This is a genomic window from Arthrobacter sp. Marseille-P9274, assembly GCF_946892675.1.
GTDB lineage: Bacteria > Actinomycetota > Actinomycetes > Actinomycetales > Micrococcaceae > Crystallibacter.
In genome coordinates this window covers 597,086-616,310 of sequence record NZ_CAMPOV010000003.1, presented here as the reverse complement: position 1 = coordinate 616,310, position 19,225 = coordinate 597,086, and the positions used below count along the sequence as shown (strand labels likewise).

Sequence of the window (19,225 nt, the reverse complement as noted above, 5' to 3'; positions counted from 1 at the left end):
GCACCAAGGAGGTTGCCCCATGGAAGACTTTGGCGAGAAATTCGTCCAGGTCGGCGTCGCGCTGGCCGTCTTTGCCGCCGTCATCGGCCTGATCATGCTGCTCGTGGACCGCGCGCCGAAGTCCTTCCGGGACAAGGCGACCATCATCGGGTTCCTGGCCCCGGCGGCGGTGCTGCTGGCCGTCGGGCTGGTGGGCCCGGCCGTGCAGACCACGTTCCTGGCGTTCACGAACAGCAGCGGGGAACCGAACGGCCTGGACAACTTCGTCTGGATGTTCACCCAGCCGGAGGCGCTGGTTACGCTGCGCAACACCCTGCTGTGGGTGGTGCTGGTGCCGCTGCTGTCGACGGCCGTGGGGCTGGCGTATGCGGTTTTCATCGACCGGGCGCGCGGAGAGAAGGCGCTCAAGGCGCTGGTGTTCATGCCGATGGCCATCTCGATGGTCGGTGCCGGCGTGATCTGGCGGTTCGTGTACGCCTACCGCGGCGGCGAGCAGGACCAGATCGGCCTGCTGAACCAACTGCTGGTCTGGGCCGGCGGCGAACCCAAGCAGTTCCTGCTCGACGCTCCGGAAAACACGTTCTTCCTGATCGCGGTCATGATCTGGATCCAGACGGGCTTCGCCATGGTCATCCTGTCCGCGGCGATCAAGGGCATTCCGATGGAGATCGTGGAGGCCGCCCGGCTGGACGGGGCGAGCCCGTGGCAGCAGTTCCGCAACATCACCATCCCGTCGATCCGCGGGGCGCTGATCGTCGTCGTCACCACCATCACCATCGGCACGCTGAAGGTCTTCGACATCGTCCGGACCATGACGGCCGGCAACTTCGAGACCTCCGTGATTGCCAACGAGATGTACACCCAGGCCTTCCGCGCCAACGAGCCCGGCAGGGGCGCCGCCCTGGCGCTGGTGCTGTTCCTGATGGTGCTGCCCGTGGTGGTCTACAACGCCCGGCAGCTGAAGAAGCAGAGGGAAATCCGATGAGCACCATCCCAGCAGGCCCGGCCGCGGCCACCGCGACCATCACTGAGGAGGCCATCGAGGCGCCGCGTCCGCCGCTCAGCCGGAGGGTCAAGCAGCGCCTGACGTCGCGCGGCGCGACGGCGGCGGCGATCATCATCGCGACGCTCTGGACCGTCCCCACCTTCGGCCTCCTGATCTCCTCGTTCCGGCCTGAGGACAGGATCCAGGACAGCGGTTGGTGGACCTTCCTCGGCGATTTCCAGTTCACCTTGGAGAACTACGCCGACGTGCTCGCGTCCGGACGCAGTTCCTCGCCCAACCTCGGGCAGTACTTCATCAACTCTCTGGCCATCGTGATCCCGGCGACCATCTTCCCGCTGGTCATCGCCTCCATGGCGGCCTACATCTTCGCCTGGGGCAGGTTCCGCGGCAAGGACACGCTGTTCATCTTCGTCTTTGCCCTCCAGATCGTCCCGCTGCAGATGGCACTGATCCCGCTGCTCTCGCTCTTCATCAACCTCAAGATCGGCGAGTTCCAGCTGTTGCCGGCCGGCAGCTACGCCCAGCTCTGGATCGCGCACACGATCTTCGCGCTGCCGCTGGCAATCTTCCTGCTGCACAACTTCATCTCCGAGATCCCCAACGAAGTCATCGAGGCCGCGCGGGTGGACGGGGCCGGGCATCCAACGATCTTCTGGCGGATCATCCTGCCGCTGTCCGTGCCGGCCATCGCGTCCTTCGGGATCTTCCAGTTCCTCTGGGTCTGGAACGACCTGCTGGTGGCGCTGGTGTTCTCCGGCGGGACGGCCGACGTCGCCCCGATCACGCAGCGGCTGGCGGAGCTGACCGGAACCCGCGGCAACGAGTGGCACCGGCTGACGGCAGGCGCCTTCATCTCGATGATCATCCCGCTGGCCGTGTTCTTCGGGCTCCAGCGCTACTTTGTCCGCGGCCTGATGGCGGGCGGCCTCAAGGGGTGACAGGGACCGGGATCGACGGCGTCGCCCGGGCCATCGGAGTCTCCACCGCTACGGTCTCCCGTGCCCTCCGCGGCCTGCCGGGAGTCTCCGCGGCCACCCGGGACCGCGTGCTGGCCGCGGCCGAGGAACTCGGGTACGTGCCGTCGTCGTCCGCGGCGCACCTGGCCTCCGGCCGGACGATGGCCCTGGGGGTGCTGCTGCCGCGGATCGACGAGTGGTACTTCGCGGCGGCGCTGGAGGGAGTGGACCGGGCCCTGCGCGCGGCCGGCTACGACCTGGCGGTGTTCAGCCTCGGCGGCAGCGGCCGGAACCGCGAACGGGTCTTCCACCGTTCAATGCTGCGCAAGCGCATCGACGCACTGCTGGTGATGTGCATGGAGCTCACGCCGGAGGAGCTGACGGCGCTGCAGCAGCTGGACTACCCGAGCCTCACGGTGGGCGGCTACGTGGAGGGGCTGCGGAACGTGAGCATCGATGACGCCGCGGCGGCCGGGGATGCGGTGGACCACCTGGTGTCGCTGGGGCACCGGAAGATCGCCTACCTCGCCGGCGGCGACGGACACGGCGTGCATTTCTCCGTGCCGGCGCGGCGGGAGGCGGCCTTCCGCCGGAGCCTTGCCCGCCACGGGCTGCCGGTCCGGCCGGAGTGGATGGTCTTCGGCGATTTCCGGTTCGGCGCGGCGAAGGCGGCGGCGGAACGGCTGCTGGGGGTGCCGGGGGAACGGCCGACGGCGGTGTTCGCTTCCTCGGACGAAATGGCCTTCGGTGTGCTGGCGGCTGCGCAGGAATGTGGCGTGCGGGTTCCGGAGGAACTGTCCGTAATCGGGATCGACGACCATGACTTCTCCGGGCCGCTCGGCCTGACTACGGTGCGGCAGGATCCGCGGGAGCAGGGCAGCTGCGCGGCCGAACTGCTGCTGGCCGAACTGCGCGGCGGCCCCGCGCAGCCCAATCCCCCCTGGCAGCCGCATCGGCTGGTTGTCCGCCGCTCCACCGGCCCGCCGGCCGGGTACGTCCGTTCGCGCCGGCCGGGTGCTCCATTCCCCGGCGGCGAGGAAACGAGGGCCCAAAAGTTATTCGGCGGTCCTGTCGATTTCCGATCCATCCGTTCGACGCCATAGTAGAGGGACGCACTTCGGCGCCCCTCGTCCAGCAAGTCGTACAGCAAGTCGTACAGCAAGGAGAGAACCATGAAATACATGCTCATCATGCGCAGCACCGACGAAGCCATCGCCGCCTCCAAGGACATGCCGTTCGAGGAGATGATCAACAAGATGGGTGCCTACAACGAGTCGCTCATCAAGGCCGGCGTCATGCTGGCCGGCGAAGGCCTGGCCGACGTGTCCGAGGACGCGAACTTTGTCGTCGACTTCTCCGAGGAGCCGCCGGTCATTTCCGACGGGCCCTATGGTGAAACCCACGAGCTGTTCAACGGCTTCTGGATCATCCAGGTCTCCTCCAAGGAGGAGGCCATCGAGTGGGCGAGCCGCTGCCCGCTGGGATCGGGGGTCAAGCTGGAGGTCCGGCGCGTCACCGAGGCCGCGGACTTCGCGGACTTCGCCGACAACGAATACATCAAGAAGGAAGAAGGCTGGCGCGCGGAGGAAGAGCAGCTGCGCGCCCGGAACGGCTAGGTCCGTTCCGCCGGCGGAGACTGCCATGCCGGAATCATCAGCGGCCGAAGGGATCCGGCGCCGCCTCGACGCGCTCTGGCGCATCGAGGGCGCCCGGATCGTCGCCAGCCTGGCCCGCGCAACCCGGGACGTCGGGCTGGCCGAGGACCTCGCCCAGGAGGCAGTAGCCGACGCGTTGGCGCAGTGGCCGGAATCAGGTGTGCCGGCCAACCCGGGAGCCTGGCTCACGGCGGTGGCCAAGCGCAAGGCCATCGACGCCTGGCGCCGGGCCGAGCGGCTCGACGAGCATTACCGCGAATTGGGCCGCGGGCTGGCGGAAGCCACGGAGACGGCGTGGCAGCCGGTGGACGACGACGTGCTGCGGCTCGTGTTCATCGCCTGCCACCCCGTCCTGTCGCGCGAGGCGCAGCTGGCCCTGACCCTGCGCATCGTCGGCGGCCTGACCACGGAGGACATCGCCCGGCTCTTCCTCGTGTCCGTGCCCACCGTGCAGCAGCGGATCGTGCGGGCCAAGAAGACGCTCGCCGCGGCCCGCGTGCCGTTTGAAACCCCGGAACCGAACGAATGGGGCGAGCGGCTCAAAGCGGTCCTGGCCGTGGTGTACCTGCTGTTCACCGAGGGGTACGCCGCCACCTCCGGGGACAAGTGGTTCCGTCCGGACCTCGCCGACGAGGCGCTGCGGATCGGCCGCGTCCTCGCCGGGCTGGTTCCGCGCGAACCCGAGGCCCACGCCCTGGTGGCACTGATGGAGTTCCAGGCCTCGAGGTTCGACGCGCGCCTCGGGCCGGAAGGCGCGCCGGTCCTGCTGGCGGACCAGGACCGCAGCCGCTGGGACCATGCCCAGATCCGGCGGGGCCGGGCCGCCCTGGCGCGGGCCGACTCGCTGGGGCGCGGCCGCGGCAACTACGCGCTCCAGGCGGCCATCGCCGCATGCCATGCGACGGCGCTGCGCTTCGATCAGACGGACTGGGCACGCATCGTGCTGCTGTACGAGGCGCTCGGGCGGCTGGCGCCGAGCCCGGTCGTGGAGCTCAACCGGGCCGTGGCGGTGTCGATGGCGGCCGGGCCGGCGGCGGGGCTGGCCATCGCGGACCGGCTCACCGCCGAAGGGGTCCTGCGCGGGTCCCACCTGCTGCCCAGCGTGCGGGGAGAACTCCTGGCCCGGCTCGGGCGGACGGAAGAAGCCCGCGCCGAGTTCGCAGTCGCGGCGGCGCTCGCGAGGAACGACCGCGCACGGGAAACCTTGGAACGAAAAGCCGCTGGCGCGGCACCCGGGGGAGCACCGCCGTCGTAATTGGGGCGCCCGCGGCGGAAGGAGGGTGAGTCGTTCGCCGGTCAGGATGCGCGGGCGAGCTGCCGGATCTTGATCCAGCGGGTGGCCAGCCGGCGGTAGGCCGCGGCGGCGGCCGTCATGTCGCCTTCGGCCAGCGATTCGATGCCGGCCTGGACATCTCCGGGCGACTCGTCCGGATAGACCAGGTCCGCGACCCGGCCGTAATCGAGTTCGAGCATGCCCGTCAGGGTGAAGGTCTGCATCCACTCGGTGATCTCGGTCAGCTCGTCGAGCAGGTCCAGCCCGGGCGCGGCGACGGCCAGCGACGCCGCGGCGTGGCGGGCACGGTCGATGCACTGGCTCAGCGGCGCGCTGATGCGGACCGTCTCGATGCCGTGCTTGCCCTCCACGACTTCGGTGTGGTCATCCTCTCGAAAGAGCACGAACCAGCCAAAGGGGATGCCCCAGGTGCTGCTGCGGGTGTGCAGCTTGGCCAGCGAGTCGGCGAAGCTGTCCGGGTCCAGCCGCTGCTGCTGCGCGTCCCGAGCCGCCTCGGGCAGCAGCAGGCCGAGCAGCGGATTGTGCAGGCTGTGCGAGATGGATTCGGCGGCAAGCGTGCTGCGGACGGCGAGCTGGTTCGGGCAGTAGTAGGGGGTGGTCAGGCCTTCGGGCGAGGGGTAGTGCAGCACCCTGACCAGGTCGTCGCTGCTGTGCGGGAACGGATCGGACACCGTCCGGGTGATCCGGCCCAGCGACAGCCCTCGGTCCAGCTCCTCCGTGTCATTGCGGTCCCGGTTGCGCTGGTCCATGATGAGCACCTGCTGCTCATCGGCGAACGCGTCGAGAGGCTCGAAAACGCGCAGGTAGGAGACGTACGGGAAGCTGGCCATCGCTAGTCCAGCTCCACGATCACCGGCGCATGGTCCGAGGCGCCCTTGCCCTTGCGTTCCTCCCGATCGATCAGGGCGCCGGAGACGCGGTTGGCCAGGGCGGGGGAGGCCAGCAGGAAGTCGATGCGCATGCCCTGCTTCTTCGGGAAGCGCAGCTGGGTGTAGTCCCAGTACGTGTAGACGCCCGGGCCCGGGTGGAAGGGGCGGACGACGTCGACGAACCCGGCCTCTTCGAAGGCGTGGAAGGCGGCCCGCTCCGGCTCGGTGACGTGGGTGAAGCCTTCCCGCCGGAACAGATCGATGTCCCAGACGTCCTCGTCCCGCGGCGCGATGTTCCAGTCGCCGGCCAGGACGATCTGGGCCTCCGGGTCCGCCTGCAGCCAGGTGGCGGCGTTGTTGCGGAGCACATCCAGCCACTTCAGCTTGTACGGCATGTGCGGATCACCGATGGCGCGGCCGTTGGGCACGTAGAGGCTCCAGACCCGGACGCCGCCGCAGGTGGCCGCTATGGCCCGGGCCTCGGCATGGACCGCGTCCTCGGTTTTGCCGAAGTGCGGCTGGTCCAGGAACGTGCGCTCGACGTCCTCCAGCCCGACGCGGGAGGCAATGGCGACGCCGTTCCACTGGTTCAGCCCGAAATGGGCCACCTCGTAGCCGTTCTTTTCGAAGAGATCCCACGGGAAGTTCTCGTCCGTGGCCTTGGTCTCCTGGATGGCAACGACGTCGACGTCGGAGCGCAGCAGCCATTGTTCCAAGCGGTCGGCACGGGCACGGATGGAGTTCACATTCCAGGTAGCAATCTTCACAACTGCTACGTTACCCAACCGGCCGGACATAGAGCGCGCCGCGGCCGGCCTGTGGCGGAAGGGTCAGCTCTTCCACCACTTGTCGAAGATGCTCACGGGCACGGTGCGCTTGTGCCGGGTCCGCAGGTAGCGGTGCTCAATGCTCTTCGCGACTGCCTCGGGCACCTCGCGGCCCTCGAGGTAGTCGTCGATCTGGTCGTAGGTCAGGCCCAGCTCGTCCTCGTCGGTCCGGCCCGGCTGGTCGTCCAGCAGGTCGGCCGTCGGTGCCTTCCGGTACAGCCGCTCCTCGGCGCCCAGATGTTGCAGCAGCTGGCGGTTCTGGCGCTTGTTCAGGCCGAACAGCGGCAGGACGTCGGCGCCGCCGTCGCCGTACTTCGTGAAGAACCCGGTCACGGATTCAGCGCCGTGGTCCGTGCCGAGGACCAGCAGGTCGTGGTGGCCGGCCAGGGCGTACTGCGCGGTCATGCGCACCCGCGCCTTGATGTTGCCCCGGTCGAAGTCGCTGATTCCCTCGCCGGTGCCCTTCTGGAACTCGTCCGAGAAACCCTCGACCGCCGGGCCGATGTTGAAAGTCAGGGACGTCTTGGGCGCGATGAACCGGAGCGCGGCCTGGGCATCCTCCTCGTCATGCTGCACGTTGTGCGGCAGCCGGACCGCGACGAACTGGGCGTCCATGCCTTCAGCCGACAGCTCTTCGACGGCCAGCTGGGCTAGCCTGCCGGCCAAGGTGGAATCCAGGCCGCCGCTGATGCCGAGCACGAAGCCCTTCATGCCCGTGGCCTTCAAGTACTCCTTGAGGAACGTGACCCGCTTGCGGACTTCATCGGCGGGTTCGATGGAGGGCAGGACGCCCATTTCTTCGATGATGGTGGCTTGGAGTTCACGCATGTGCCCAGCGTACTCGGCTGGCTGTTTCAGGGAAGTTTCGACGGCGAAATGGCACGACCGAAGCTGCGCCGCAGGTGTCGGTGACCGCTATTGCGTGAACGCGGCGTCGAAGGATCCGGCGGGCGGCTCCAAATCGAACCCCTTCAGGAAGGCCAGGGCCTCGGGCGCGCCTTGCATCCTGTCCATCCCGGCGTCCTCCCATTCGACGCTGATCGGCCCGTGATAGCCGATGGCGGCCAGCGCGCGGAAGCTTGCCTCCCACGGGACGTCGCCGCGTCCGGCCGAGACGAAGTCCCAGCCGCGCCGCGGATCTCCCCACGGCAGGTGCGAACCGAGCCGGGTGTTCCGCCCGGTTATGCGCAGCTTGGTGTCCTTGCAATCCACATGGTAGATCCGGTCCTTGAAGTCCCAGATCAGCGAGACCGGATCGATGTCCTGCCACATCATGTGGCTGGGATCCCAGTTCAGCCCGAACGCCTCGCGATGGCCGATGGCCTCCAGCGTCCGGACCGTCGACCAGTAGTCGTAGGCGATCTCGGAGGGATGGATCTCGTGGGCGAACCGCACGCCGCACTCGTCGAAAACATCCAGGATCGGGTTCCAGCGGTCCGCAAAGTCGCGGTAGCCGGCGTCGATCACATCCTGCGGCACCGGCGGGAACATCACCACGTACTGCCAGATCGAGGAACCCGTGAAGCCGACCACGGTCTTCACGCCGAGCCGCTGCGCCAGCCGCGCCGTCAGCTTCATCTCCTCGGCGGCCCGCGCCCGGACGCCGTCCGGATCGCCGTCGCCCCAGACCTTCGCCCCGACAATGTTGCGGTGCCGGAAGTCGATCGGATCGTCGCAGACCGCCTGGCCCTTCAGATGGTTGGAGATCGCCCAGACCTTCAGCCCGTGGCGCTCCAGGATGTCCAGCCGGTCCTGGATGTAGGCGTCGTCGTCCCACCGCCAGGCGTCCAGGTGGTCCCCGGATACAGCGATCTCCAAGCCGTCATAGCCCCACCGGCCGGCGAGCTCGGCGACCTTCTCGAACGGCAGATCGGCCCACTGGCCGGTGAAGAGCGTGTAGTTGCGTGGCATGGCTGCAGGGTGCTCCTTTGCGTAGGGCTCGACGGATCAGTGGGGTTCCACGGCGGCTTCGGTGCCGCTCGAGGGCCGGGTTCCGGAGAGGGGGAGTTCGACGGCGGCTCCGTCCCGGGCAGCGCTGCTTTCGATCGCGGCGAGCACCCGCTGCACGGCCAGCCCGTCCGCGAAGGACGGCTCCGGCGGGCGTCCGCCGGCAATGGCCGCGAGGAAGTCGGCGGCCTGGCTGGTGAACGTGTGGTCCCAGCCCAGCACATGACCCGGCGGCCACCAGGCCTCGAGGTAGGGGTGGGCAGGTTCGGTGACCAGGATCCTGGCCGCACCCTGCAGCGCGTCCGGGGCTCCGGCGTCGTAATAGTGGAGTTCGTTGATCCGCTCCAGGTCGAAGCGCACGCTGCCCAGGGAACCATAGGCCTCGATCTGCAGCGCATTCTTCCGGCCGGTGGCGCACCGAGAGGCCTCGAGCGAGACCACGGCTCCCGAATCCAGTTGCAGCGTCGCCCAGACCGCATCGTCCACCGTCACCGACTCCGCCCCGGAGGGGCCTTCGCGTTCCGGGACGAACGTTGCCAGCCGGGCGGAAACGCCGGTGACGCGCGCTCCGGTCAGGAAGTACACCTGGTCCACCGCGTGCGACGCGAGATCACCCAGCGCCCCGGAGCCCGCGGTTTCCCGCCGCAGCCGCCACGTCATCGGCGCGGCCGGGTCGGCGAGCCAGTCCTGCAGGTAGGCGATCCGCAGCTGCCGGAGCTCGCCCAGCCGGCCTCCTGCGATCATGGCGCGGGCCTGCGCGAGGGCCGGGACCCTGCGGTAGTTGAAGCCGACCATGGACATCGTCCCGCGGGCCGCGGCCCGTTCCGCGGCGGCGGCCATCAGCTCGGCCTCCGCCACGCTGTTGGCCAGCGGCTTCTCGACCAGCACGTGCTTGCCGGCATCCAGCGCGGCGACGGCCAGTTCGGCGTGCAGCTGGCCCGGCGTGCAGATGTCGACAATATGGACGTCCTCCCGCTCAAGCACGCGCCGCCAGTCGGTGGCGCTTTCGGCCCAGCCGTACCGGTCCGCTGCGGCTGCGACCCGGCCGGGATCCCGCCCCACGATGATCCGCTGGGCGACGGCGGGTGAGCCGTAGAATGCGTTGACGTTCCGCCACGCATTCGAATGGGCCTTACCCATGAACGAATGCCCCACCACGGCCACCCCCAACGGGGCCGTGATGGCGGCCGGGCCGGCCTGGCCGGACGCGGTTGCGGTCATCGTGTTCCTCTCTCCTGGGGCTGCGGCGGGATGCCGGTCAGAGACTGCGCAGGAATGCGAGCCCGTCCGCGGCCAGCCGGTCCTGGGTGGGTGCAAGGGGCCGCCAGATCGATGCCGCGGTGGCGATCGAGGCGTTGTCCGCCGTGAAACTTTCGATATTGATCGGCCCGGCGTAGCCGACGTCGTCCAGCGCCTTGATGATGCCGGCCCAGTCCGTCTGGTCCTCGCCGGGAGCACCGCGGTCATTGCCGCAGACCTGCAGATGCACCAGGTGCCCGCCGGCGGCGCGGATGGCGGCGGCGCTGGAGCGCTCCTCAATGTTCAGGTGGTAGGTGTCCAGGGCCAGGCCGACGCCGTTTCCCAGCAGCGGATCCAGCGCTTCCAGCGCCTGTTCGGTGGTGTTGAGCAGGGAGGTTTCGTAGCGGTTCAGCGGCTCTATGCCGAGCACGACGCCGGCCTCCGCGGCTTCGGCGGCCAGCGGCGCCAGGTTTCCGCGCAGCTGCCGGTACGCCTCGGCCCGTTCGGCAGCGTCCATCCGCCATACCCGCCCGGTGTGGGAGTAGAACGGCCCGCACACGGCCGGAGCGCCGACGTCGTACGCCATCCGGATGCACGCCCGCAGGTACTCCTGCGTGGCGGCGATGGTCGGCCCGTCCGCCAGCAGCAGCTCCCGGCCCGGCGCCATCGCGCCGACGATGAACGGTCTGAGACCGGTGCGCTCCAGCGCCCCCCGGACGGTGGCGGCACTGAAGTCCCCGGCGTTCTCCAGCGGCAGTTCCACCGCGTCGAAGCCCAGGGCCGCGATGTGCTCCAGCAAAGAGGGCAGGCCGGCATCGGTCAACGGTGATGCCCACACCCAGGTGTTGATCCCGATCAGCCGCTGCACGGCCTGCCTCCCTTCGCTGCTTGGATGGTGCCGGTTTGTGTTGGCCCGGCGTCAGGGCATCTGCCGCTGCTGCCAGACTTCCGGGTAGCCGGGCAGGTCCTCGCCGCCGAATTTGGCGTAGTGCCCGTCCGGCATGCCTTCGTTGCGCTCCAGCCAGTCGTCGAGTTCCTCAGCGGGGATCGGCTCCTGCGGCAGCACCCACTCGGCGGGGACTTCTTCGCCGGCGAAGATCTTTTGGACAGCCAGCAGCGGGGTGCGCCACTGGAAGTTGGAGTAGACCGGGGCGAGGGCGTCCATCCCGGTGTCCTTCCACTTGCGCAGGAAGCTCAGCTCGTCTTCGCCGGTCATCACCGGCAGGTCCTTGCCGGCATCCTCGAAGGCCTCGATGGCCGCCACGGCCCCGTCGCCGGCGTCCATCCAGATGCCCTGGACGTCACCGGTGGCCAGCTCGTCAGAAATGATCTTCTTGATCTCGGTGGGGTCGGCACCGGTGAAGTAGTCAGTGGCTTCGATGCCCTTCTCCGTGAAGATCTTTTCCGCGGCCGCCCAGCGCTGTTCCAGCACGTCCACGCCGGGCAGGATGCGCAGCGCGACAACCTTGTCGCCTTCCTGCAGCCGCTCGGTCAGGAAGTTCGCGCTATCGATGCCCCAGGCGAAGCCGCCAATGGGGTGGATGAACGTGGTCGCGCAGTCCGTCTCGACGCCGCGGTCGAAGACCACCACGGGCTTGCCGGTTTCGCAGGCACGTTCCACCGCAGGCGTCAGGGCCGCCGTGGAGTTGGGCGAGATGATGAACGCGTCGCAGTTGCCTTCGTTGATGAAGTAGTCGATGTCCGCGATCTGGGTGTTGTCGTTGTCCTTGGCATCCCGGGTTTCCATCTCCGAAACCACGCCCTCGTCCTGCAGCACCTTCAGTTGCTGGTTCATGGTGATCCAGCCGGTCTGCCGCCAGGGGTTGGAGATGGACGCGTTGGCGAAGCAGACCTTGTGTTCGCCCTCGCTGGCGAAGCCGGAGGTGTCCGTCATGTCGCCCGCGATGTACTGGAGCCAGGGCTCGTCCGGGCTGCCTTCGAAAGTGGCGGTGAGCTGTTCGTTCTGCTCGTCGTAGAGCGCCTGGTCGAACCACTCGGCCTGCTCGGTCGCGCCGGGCGAGGCGCCTTCCGAAGCGGCGCCGGTGTCCTCGGTAATGGATGAGTCGGTGGTGCATGCGGTCAGCGCCAGCAACGATGATGCCGCTGCGAGCGTGACCGCTGTCCGGATCCCCTTGGTGCGCATCAGTATCCGTTTCCTCCCTGTTCGGTGCCCTTGGCGGGCGTTGCTGACGGTGCGGTAATGCGGTGTTGCCCAGCGCGGGCCGGAAGGGCGCTGCCCCTGCGCCGGCGCTGCCACGACCTGGCCGCTGCGGCCACGGCCACGATGATAATGACGCCCTGCACGGTGTCCCGCCAGGTGGACTGGACACCCAGGAAATTCAGCAGCGTGAAGAGCGACTCCAGCGCAAATGCGCCGGCGGCGGCCGAGAGCAGCCAGCCGCGGCCGCCGCCCAGCACCACTCCGCCAAGTACGACGGCGGTAATCGCCGTGAATTCGTATCCCCGGCCTACCGAGGGGTGCACGCCGGCATACCCGACCAGCAGGATGCCGCTTACCGTCGCCGCCAGCGAGGAGAGCATGAAGGCCCTGGTCCGGACCCACCAGACCCGGGCGCCGGTCAGCGCCGCCGCGGCGGAGTTGTCCCCTGCAGCGATGAGTGTCCGGCCGTAGGGCCGGCGCATCAGCCAGAATCCCAGTGCGGCTGCCACGGCCAGGATAATGACCGGGTACGGGATGACGCCGAAGACCGGTACGTCCTGGATCCCGCCGCGGCCGATCTGGCGGAAAGTGTCGGCCGGATTCCCCTGGGCGGCGCCGCCGGTCCAGTACATGACCAGCCCGAACAGGGCGAGCATCATGCCCAGCGTGACAATGAAGCTGGGCACCTTCAGCAGCGTGGTCACCAGGCCGTTAATCAGGCCGATCAGGGCGCCGAGGACCAGCATGAGCAGCAGCACCGGAACGACTTTGGCGTCGTCGTCCCCGATCAGGTTCCCGGCCACAATGACCTGCATCGTGACGACGGAACCCATGGAGAGGTCGAACTCGCCGGCCACGATCACGAAGTACTGGCCTATGGCAGCGATCGCGATCGGCGCAGTGCGGCCGATGAAGCGGATGAAGGACTCGGGTTCACCGAAGGATGGATTGACGACGATGATCGCAGCCAGCAGCGCCACCAGCAGGATGAAGACGGCGCCCCCGGGGGTGACCAGGCCGCGCAGGAAGCGTTCGCCGGCGCCGGCGCGGTTCTGCCGCAGGACGGCGGCGCCCTCGGGCTGCAGGGTCCGGCTCATGCCGCCACCTCCTGCTTCCTGGCCGGTTCCTCCGGTTGCCCGTGGCCGAAGCGGGGCGGGCGCTTGACGATGCTGCGCCGGGCGTAGACGGCCACCGCGACCACGATGACGACGCCGCGGACCACGTCCTTCAGGAACGGGTTCACCTGCATGACCGACATGATGTTGTCCAGCATGGCAAAGATGAGGACGCCGCCCAGGGTTCCGGTGATGGTTCCCTTGCCGCCGGAGAGCACTGTGCCCCCGAGGACGACGGCTGCGATGGAGAGAAGGTCGTAGCCGCCTTGGGAGCCGACCGTCGGGCTGCCGACGCCGAGGCGGCTGGCCAGCAGCAGCCCGGCCATGCCGGCCAGGAGTGAGCAGAGGACGTGGGCCGTGATGATCGGCATTTGGACGCGGATGCCGGACATCCGGGCCACATTCAGGTCGCCGCCGACGGCGTAGATGTGGTGGCCCGTGCGCGTGCGGTGGAGCAGCAGCATCGCGAGGACGGCGCAGGCGAGCATGATCAAGGTCGAGATCGGCACCGGCCCCAGGCCCGTGGCGCCGACCAGCCGGAAGTCGAACGGGGTTTGGCCGAAGCTGCCCTTGAAATTCGTGGCCAGATAGCCGCTGATGATCAGCCCCATGCCGAGGGTGGCGATGAAGCCGTGCACTTTGAGGCCGGCGACGATCAGGCCATTGGCCAGGCCGATCACCGCGGCGGCGCCGAGGGCCAGCAGCACGCCGGGCAGGATGTTCGCGCTGTTGTTGGCCATAACGCCCGCTGCAATGAGGCTGGCCAGGCTGGTGACATACGGGACCGACAGGTCGAGGCTGCCGACCAGGATCACCAGGGTCTGGCCGATGGCGATGAAGCCGAGGACGCTGGTGCCGGTGAGGATGCTGGAGATGTTGCCCGGGCTGAAGAAGCTCCTGCCCGTGGTGGCGACCAGTATGGCTCCCACGATGAGCGTCAGGAGGGCGACGAGGTAGACGATCTGGGTTGAGGATAGGCGGGCGAAGAAACCGCTGGCCTTCCGTGTGCTGTTCATGCCGGTTCCCCCTCGCCTTCGGCGCCCGGCGGCGGGAAGCTGCCGGGACGTGCGCTGCCGCCGTCGTTGTTTCCGCTGCCGTTCCGGGCGCCCGTGGCCAGCTGCAGGATGTGTTCCTCGGTGGCACCGGACGGCAGATCGCCTGCCAGGCGCCCGTCCCGCATCACGACGATCCGGTCGGACATCCCGATGACTTCGGGCAGTTCACTGGAGACCATCAGCACGGCCGCGCCTTCGGAAGCGAGCTGGCGCATCAGGCGGTAAACGGCCACCTTCGCGCCGACGTCTATGCCCCGGGTGGGCTCGTCCAGCAGTACGATTCGGGGATTGATCGCCAGCCACTTAGCCAGGACCACCTTTTGCTGGTTGCCGCCCGAGAGGTATTGCACTTCCTGGTCAAGGTCCCGGGCCACTACCTCCAAGGAGGAGAACATGCCCGGGACATCCCGTTTCGCGGCACTTGTCTGTCCGGGAAAGACGGAGCGGATAACGCCGAGCGCGTTGTCCAGCAGGGACAGGTTCAGGCTGAGCCCCTCCGCCTTGCGGTCCTCGGTGATCAACGCGATGCGCCCGCGGATGGCTTGCCGGGCCGAATGTGGAAGCAGTTCGATGCCGTCAACCCGCATGGTTCCACGGGTGAAGGGCTGCGCCCCGAAAACGGCCTGCACGAGTTCGGTGCGGCCGGAGCCCTGGAGCCCGGCAACGCCCACGATCTCGCCGGCCTCCACGGTGAGGTTGATGCCGTCGATCTGGTCATTGCCCGCATCGGAAAGTTCCAGCAACGGAGTGGTGGACGGCGGTTCAGCCATCTCGTCCTCCGGCAGCTTGTCCGGAAAATAAGCGGACATCGGCCTGCCGACCATCATCCGGACCAAGGCGGAATCGTCCAGCTCGGCAGCCGGTCGGGTGTCGACGATGCGGCCGTCTTTCAGGACAGTGATCGTGTCGCACAGGTCGAAGATTTCGCGCAGCCGGTGGGAGACGTAGAGGATGGCCGTTCCGCGCTCGCGCAGCCTGTCGATGATGGCATAGAGGAGGTCCACCTCCGGGCCGGCCAGCGCTGCCGTTGGTTCATCCATCGAAATGATCCGCGCGTCGTAGCTGATGGCCTTGGCGATTTCGACGATCTGCTGCTCGGCCACCGAGAGCGATCTGACCTGCGCCGTCGGCCGGATGCTGGTGATGCCCAGGGAGTCGAGCAGTTCCGCAGTCGTCCGGTTCATGAGTGCGCGGTTCACGAACAGGCCCTTGCGCGGTTCCCGGCCGAGGTAAATGTTCTCCGCAACGGTCCGGTCCGGCAGGAGGTTGAACTCCTGGAACACGGTGGACAGCCCGGCCTCGTGTGCCTGGGTGGGATGGCTGAAGTGTACTTCCCTGCCGTCGATCAGGACGGTGCCCTGGTCCCGCTGGTAGACGCCGGCGAGGACCTTCATCAAGGTGGATTTTCCCGCGCCGTTCTCGCCGACAAGGCCGTGGACCTCTCCGGCATGCAGGCTCAGCCCGGCGTCCTGGAGCACGGGAATGCCGAAGAAGCTCTTGCCCAGCCCGCGGACCTCGAGCACCGGCACACGTTCCGGACGCCCTGCCGGTACCTCGCCTGTCCCTATCGAGGGCTCAGGGGCGGCGTTTTCGCTGATGACCTCACCCACGCTCCAACTGTGGCACGGGTCACATACTTTTGTCGAGGGTCAAACAAAAGTGCTTGTGCCAGGAGAACTTAGTCGGAGGCAGACGAACCAAAGCGCAGCATGTTTTACTGAAAGTGTGTTGAAGCCCACTGTCCCGCCGGCAGGGAATGCCTTCCCGGCAATGCCCGGTGCGAGCGACATTTTCCAGTTGCTTCGTGACGGCCGGCCGCGCACGCGCTCGGAGTTGGCGCAGTTGACCGGCCTCGCCCGCTCCACCGTCGCCTCCCGGGTGGAAGCGTTGCGGAAGCTCGGCTACATCGCTCCCTTCGGAGGGGCCGCCTCCACAGGCGGCAGGCCGCCGTCGTTGTTCGCGCTGAATCCCTCCGCCCGAGTGGTCGCTGGCGCGGACCTCGGCGCCACGCACGCCTTGGTCAGCCTGTCCGACCTCGCCGGCGAAGTGCTGGCCGAAGAGCGGGAGGCCCTGAACATCGCCGACGGGCCGGAAAAAGTGCTGGACTGGCTCGGTTCGGCGGTCGGCCGGCTGCTGGAGCAGGCGGGCCGGCCCTCCGAGGATCTCGGGGCCATCGGCATCGGGCTGCCCGGGCCGGTGGAGCACGAAACGGGTCGGCCCATCAACCCGCCGATCATGCCGGGGTGGGACCGCGCTGACGTTCCGGCGATGGTGCAGCAGCACTTCAACGTTCCCGTGCTGGTGGACAACGATGTCAACATCATGGCCCTGGGCGAGCAGGCCACCGCATGGCCGGAAATCCGGGACCTGATGTTCATTAAGGTCGCCACCGGGATCGGAGCCGGGATCATTTCGTCCGGCCAGCTTCAGCGCGGCGCCCAGGGCACCGCCGGAGACCTCGGACACGTCCGGGTTCCACGCGGCGGCGACGTGCTGTGCCGCTGCGGCAACACCGGCTGCCTGGAGGCGCTCGCGGGCGGACCCGCGCTGGCCGCCGTCCTGGCCGGCGAAGGGCGGGTGGCCGAGACCAGCCAGGACGTCATTGACCTGGTGCGGGCGGGCGACCTGCAAGCGATCCACGTGGTCCGCCAGGCCGGGCGGGATATCGGCGACGTCCTGGCGACCTGTGTGAATCTGGTCAATCCCTCGGTGATAGTGATCGGCGGCAGCTTGGCTCAGGCGGGCGAGCACCTGCTGGCCGGGATCCGCGAGGTGGTCTACCGGCGCTCGCTGCCGCTGGCCACCGAGCATCTGCGCATCGCGCCGTCGGTGGCCGGGCGGCGCGCCGGCGTGCTGGGGGCGGCCTCGCTCGCCATTAGCCACGTGCTCTCGCCCGAAGCCATCGAGGCCGCCACGCGCTAGCCGCTAAGGCTGCGGCTGGCCGGCAATGTTGACCAGCCAGTTGATGCCAAACCTGTCCGTCAGCATGCCGAAAGTGTCTCCCCACGGCGCCTTCGCAAGCTGCTCGGCGACGTTGGCGCCCTCCGCCAGCTTGTCCCAGTAGCCGCGCAGCTCCGCCTCGTCCTCGCCGCTGAGCGAGATCGAGATGTTGTCCCCAGGGTTGTAGTCCATGCTGCTCGGAGTGTCCGCACCCATCAGGACCAGGCCGTTCGGTGCCTCCAGCATCGAGTGCATGACCTTGTCCTTTTCGCCCGGATCATCGCTGGCGCCGTACTCGCCGAAGGTGCTGGTGTTCAGGTCACCGCCGAAGACCGAGTGGTAAAAGGCCATGGCTTCCCGGGCGTTGTCGCGGAAACTCAGGTACGGATTGAGACGCGTGGTCATATCTGGTCCTCCTCGTTGAGACGTACGGGTCCCAGTATTCAGCGCGGAGCGGATGAGTGGAAGCCCCAGCCGGGGGCAATCGGACCGGGGCCGGGCGGGGGTACGCGCACGACTATTAGACTGGTGGCATGACCCAGACTTCTTCCGTGGACCGCGCCCGCCTGCTCGAATTGATCAAGGAATTGGCGGTGGTCCGTGGAAAGGTCACGCTGTCCAGCGGTGCCGAAGCGGATTACTACATCGACCTGCGCCGGGTCACGCTGCACCACGAGGCATCGCGGCTGGTGGGCCGGGTCATGCTGCAGATGCTGGACGACGCGGGCATCGATTTCGCGACGGCGGGCGGCCTGACAATGGGTGCGGATCCGGTCGGTACGGCCGTGATGCATGCCGCGACGGACGCCGGCCGGGAGATCGACGCGTTCGTGGTGCGCAAGGCCCAGAAGTCCTACGGCATGGGCCGCCAGGTGGAGGGTCCGGACGTGAAGGGCCGCCCCGTCGTCGTACTGGAAGACACCTCGACGACCGGTGGCTCCGCGCTGACAGCGGTGGAGGGCGTCCGGAACGCCGGCGGCGACGTCAGGGCCGTGGCGGTGATCGTGGACCGCGACACCGGCGCGAAGGAGCGGATCGAGAAGGAAGCCGGCGTGCCCTATCTGTTCGCGTTCGGCAAGGACGAGCTGGGCCTCGACTAGGACGCCGGCGGCGGCCGGCAGCAAGATGGCTTCACGGGATGACGAGCACGCCCGCCGGCTGAGGCTGGCCGCAGGGATGCACCGTGTCTCGCGGCGCTCCTTCCTGATCGGGTCCGCCTTCGGGCTGGCCACCGCGGCCGACCTCGTGACCACCAAGACCGTCCAGGAACAGCGCCAGCTTCCGCAGATCCTGAACCTGCCGGATACATACGCCGAAGAGAATTTCCCGAGCACCAGCTGGATCCTCTTTCCCGGATACAAGACCAGCTGGGAAGAGGGCCTGTTCATCCTGCACTCCCTCCGGCCTGCACTCACACAGCGCGGACAGATGGCGGTCGCGGGGTATTCCAACCAAGGCATGGATCTCCAGCATCTCGCGGAGGTGCTGGACCGGTACGTCAACGAGCGGCAGCTGCGGCATCTGTACTTCTACGGGCACAGCTTCGGCGGCATGGTCGCGGTGGAGATGACCGCTCGCATGCTGGCCAAAGGGGTCGACGTGCGGCTGATCATGATGGACTCGAGCCCGTACAGCCGATTCGACGTGCTGGACCAGGCGATGTTCGAAAGCGTCGTCTTCTTTTATGAGGCCGGCTACCGCGTGCCCAGCTATTTGCGCGGTGGCTACGAGCTCGGCGAACGGATCGTCAACAAGCACGAGCGCAGCTGGCGCCAGGTTTTGGAGCAGACCCTGGAGCAGTTGTCCCCGCTGGCCGTTTCCAGCACGTTGATCCAGTCGCAGTCCTCGTACATCTACCACTTCGATGCCAAGCGCTTCCAGCACAGCATCGGGGACACCAAGATTGCCTGGATGGGCAATCCCGACGACGGCACGGTGGACTATCGAACGGCGCGTCGCAGCTGGAGCGTGAACTTCAAGGCGAACCTGCTCACGGCCGACCTCGTCACCCATGGAGCGCTGCCGGCGCACGCGTCGCCGCAGTGGAACCCGGGCATTTACCAGCCGCTGATCGAGGGGGTCGAGGACGAGTTCTTCCCCATGCCCGGCGGCGGTAAGAGCGTGTCGGTGTACTAGCCCTCCACAAGCCCGCGGCGTCCAC

19 protein-coding genes are annotated in these 19,225 nt (G+C 67.9%); 8 read left to right on the top strand and 11 right to left on the bottom strand.

Features of this window, described 5'->3' with window-relative positions; all coding sequences use genetic code 11:
* Positions 1 to 19: 19 nt before the first annotated feature.
* From OC550_RS20080 to OC550_RS20060, 5 genes are all read left to right on the top strand, one after another.
* Positions 20 to 985: a carbohydrate ABC transporter permease gene (locus OC550_RS20080; RefSeq protein WP_262107701.1), complete on the top strand. Its 966-nt coding sequence runs from the start codon at positions 20 to 22 to the stop codon at positions 983 to 985.
* Positions 982 to 1,944, top strand: coding sequence for a carbohydrate ABC transporter permease (locus OC550_RS20075; RefSeq protein WP_262107700.1), 963 nt, complete (start codon positions 982 to 984; stop codon positions 1,942 to 1,944). Before OC550_RS20080 ends, OC550_RS20075 begins: the two co-directional genes overlap by 4 nt.
* Positions 1,941 to 3,065, top strand: coding sequence for a LacI family DNA-binding transcriptional regulator (locus tag OC550_RS20070; protein WP_262107699.1), 1,125 nt, complete (start codon positions 1,941 to 1,943; stop codon positions 3,063 to 3,065). The genes OC550_RS20075 and OC550_RS20070 overlap by 4 nt, the downstream gene beginning before the upstream one ends.
* A 69-nt stretch (positions 3,066 to 3,134) precedes the next feature.
* Positions 3,135 to 3,578, top strand: coding sequence for a YciI family protein (locus OC550_RS20065; RefSeq protein WP_262107698.1), 444 nt, complete (start codon positions 3,135 to 3,137; stop codon positions 3,576 to 3,578).
* 25 nt (positions 3,579 to 3,603) lie between these two features.
* Positions 3,604 to 4,872: an RNA polymerase sigma factor gene (locus OC550_RS20060; protein WP_262107697.1), complete on the top strand. Its 1,269-nt coding sequence runs from the start codon at positions 3,604 to 3,606 to the stop codon at positions 4,870 to 4,872.
* Positions 4,873 to 4,913: 41 nt separating this feature from the next.
* On the opposite strand, the gene OC550_RS20055 is transcribed toward OC550_RS20060, so the two are convergent.
* The 10 genes from OC550_RS20055 to OC550_RS20010 all read right to left on the bottom strand — a co-directional run bounded on the left by OC550_RS20055 (position 4,914) and on the right by OC550_RS20010 (position 15,734).
* A complete protein-coding gene (locus tag OC550_RS20055) occupies positions 4,914 to 5,741 on the bottom strand; it encodes a hypothetical protein (RefSeq protein ID WP_262107696.1) in 828 nt (275 codons plus the stop codon).
* Positions 5,742 to 5,743: 2 nt separating this feature from the next.
* Positions 5,744 to 6,547 (bottom strand): exodeoxyribonuclease III, encoded by an 804-nt coding sequence (locus OC550_RS20050; protein WP_262107695.1) that lies wholly within the window; start codon positions 6,545 to 6,547, stop codon positions 5,744 to 5,746.
* Positions 6,548 to 6,610: 63 nt separating this feature from the next.
* Positions 6,611 to 7,435: an ammonia-dependent NAD(+) synthetase gene (gene nadE, locus OC550_RS20045; protein ID WP_262107694.1), complete on the bottom strand. Its 825-nt coding sequence runs from the start codon at positions 7,433 to 7,435 to the stop codon at positions 6,611 to 6,613.
* A gap of 87 nt (positions 7,436 to 7,522) precedes the next feature.
* Entirely contained in the window at positions 7,523 to 8,518 is a 996-nt protein-coding gene (locus OC550_RS20040) for a sugar phosphate isomerase/epimerase (RefSeq protein WP_262107693.1), read from the bottom strand.
* A 36-nt stretch (positions 8,519 to 8,554) separates the two neighbouring features.
* Positions 8,555 to 9,775 (bottom strand): Gfo/Idh/MocA family protein, encoded by a 1,221-nt coding sequence (locus OC550_RS20035; RefSeq protein ID WP_262107692.1) that lies wholly within the window; start codon positions 9,773 to 9,775, stop codon positions 8,555 to 8,557.
* A gap of 37 nt (positions 9,776 to 9,812) precedes the next feature.
* Positions 9,813 to 10,661 (bottom strand): sugar phosphate isomerase/epimerase, encoded by an 849-nt coding sequence (locus OC550_RS20030; protein WP_262107691.1) that lies wholly within the window; start codon positions 10,659 to 10,661, stop codon positions 9,813 to 9,815.
* Positions 10,662 to 10,712: 51 nt separating this feature from the next.
* The gene (locus OC550_RS20025) at positions 10,713 to 11,936 is read right to left on the bottom strand and encodes a substrate-binding domain-containing protein (protein ID WP_262107690.1); all 1,224 of its coding nucleotides are present in this window, start codon (positions 11,934 to 11,936) and stop codon (positions 10,713 to 10,715) included.
* On the bottom strand, positions 11,936 to 13,051 hold the full coding sequence (locus OC550_RS20020) for an ABC transporter permease (RefSeq protein WP_262107689.1): 1,116 nt from the start codon (positions 13,049 to 13,051) through the stop codon (positions 11,936 to 11,938). Before OC550_RS20020 ends, OC550_RS20025 begins: the two co-directional genes overlap by 1 nt.
* A complete protein-coding gene (locus OC550_RS20015) occupies positions 13,048 to 14,085 on the bottom strand; it encodes an ABC transporter permease (RefSeq protein ID WP_262107688.1) in 1,038 nt (345 codons plus the stop codon). The genes OC550_RS20020 and OC550_RS20015 overlap by 4 nt, the downstream gene beginning before the upstream one ends.
* Positions 14,082 to 15,734, bottom strand: coding sequence for a sugar ABC transporter ATP-binding protein (locus tag OC550_RS20010; RefSeq protein ID WP_262107687.1), 1,653 nt, complete (start codon positions 15,732 to 15,734; stop codon positions 14,082 to 14,084). The genes OC550_RS20015 and OC550_RS20010 overlap by 4 nt, the downstream gene beginning before the upstream one ends.
* Before the next feature lie 160 nt (positions 15,735 to 15,894).
* On the opposite strand from OC550_RS20010, the gene OC550_RS20005 reads away from it, so the two are divergent.
* The gene (locus OC550_RS20005) at positions 15,895 to 17,046 is read left to right on the top strand and encodes an ROK family transcriptional regulator (protein WP_262107686.1); all 1,152 of its coding nucleotides are present in this window, start codon (positions 15,895 to 15,897) and stop codon (positions 17,044 to 17,046) included.
* Between the two features lie 3 nt (positions 17,047 to 17,049).
* On the opposite strand, the gene OC550_RS20000 is transcribed toward OC550_RS20005, so the two are convergent.
* Positions 17,050 to 17,469, bottom strand: coding sequence for a VOC family protein (locus tag OC550_RS20000; RefSeq protein ID WP_262107685.1), 420 nt, complete (start codon positions 17,467 to 17,469; stop codon positions 17,050 to 17,052).
* Between the two features lie 128 nt (positions 17,470 to 17,597).
* Here OC550_RS20000 and pyrE point away from each other — a divergent pair, with 128 nt between their 5' ends.
* Together pyrE and OC550_RS19990 are read left to right on the top strand one after the other, a co-directional pair.
* Positions 17,598 to 18,164 carry an orotate phosphoribosyltransferase gene (gene pyrE, locus OC550_RS19995; RefSeq protein WP_262107684.1) on the top strand — a complete coding sequence of 189 codons (567 nt, stop codon included), beginning with the start codon at positions 17,598 to 17,600 and terminating at the stop codon, positions 18,162 to 18,164.
* Positions 18,165 to 18,189: 25 nt separating this feature from the next.
* On the top strand, positions 18,190 to 19,200 hold the full coding sequence (locus OC550_RS19990) for a thioesterase domain-containing protein (RefSeq protein ID WP_262107683.1): 1,011 nt from the start codon (positions 18,190 to 18,192) through the stop codon (positions 19,198 to 19,200).
* Positions 19,201 to 19,225: the final 25 nt, after the last annotated feature.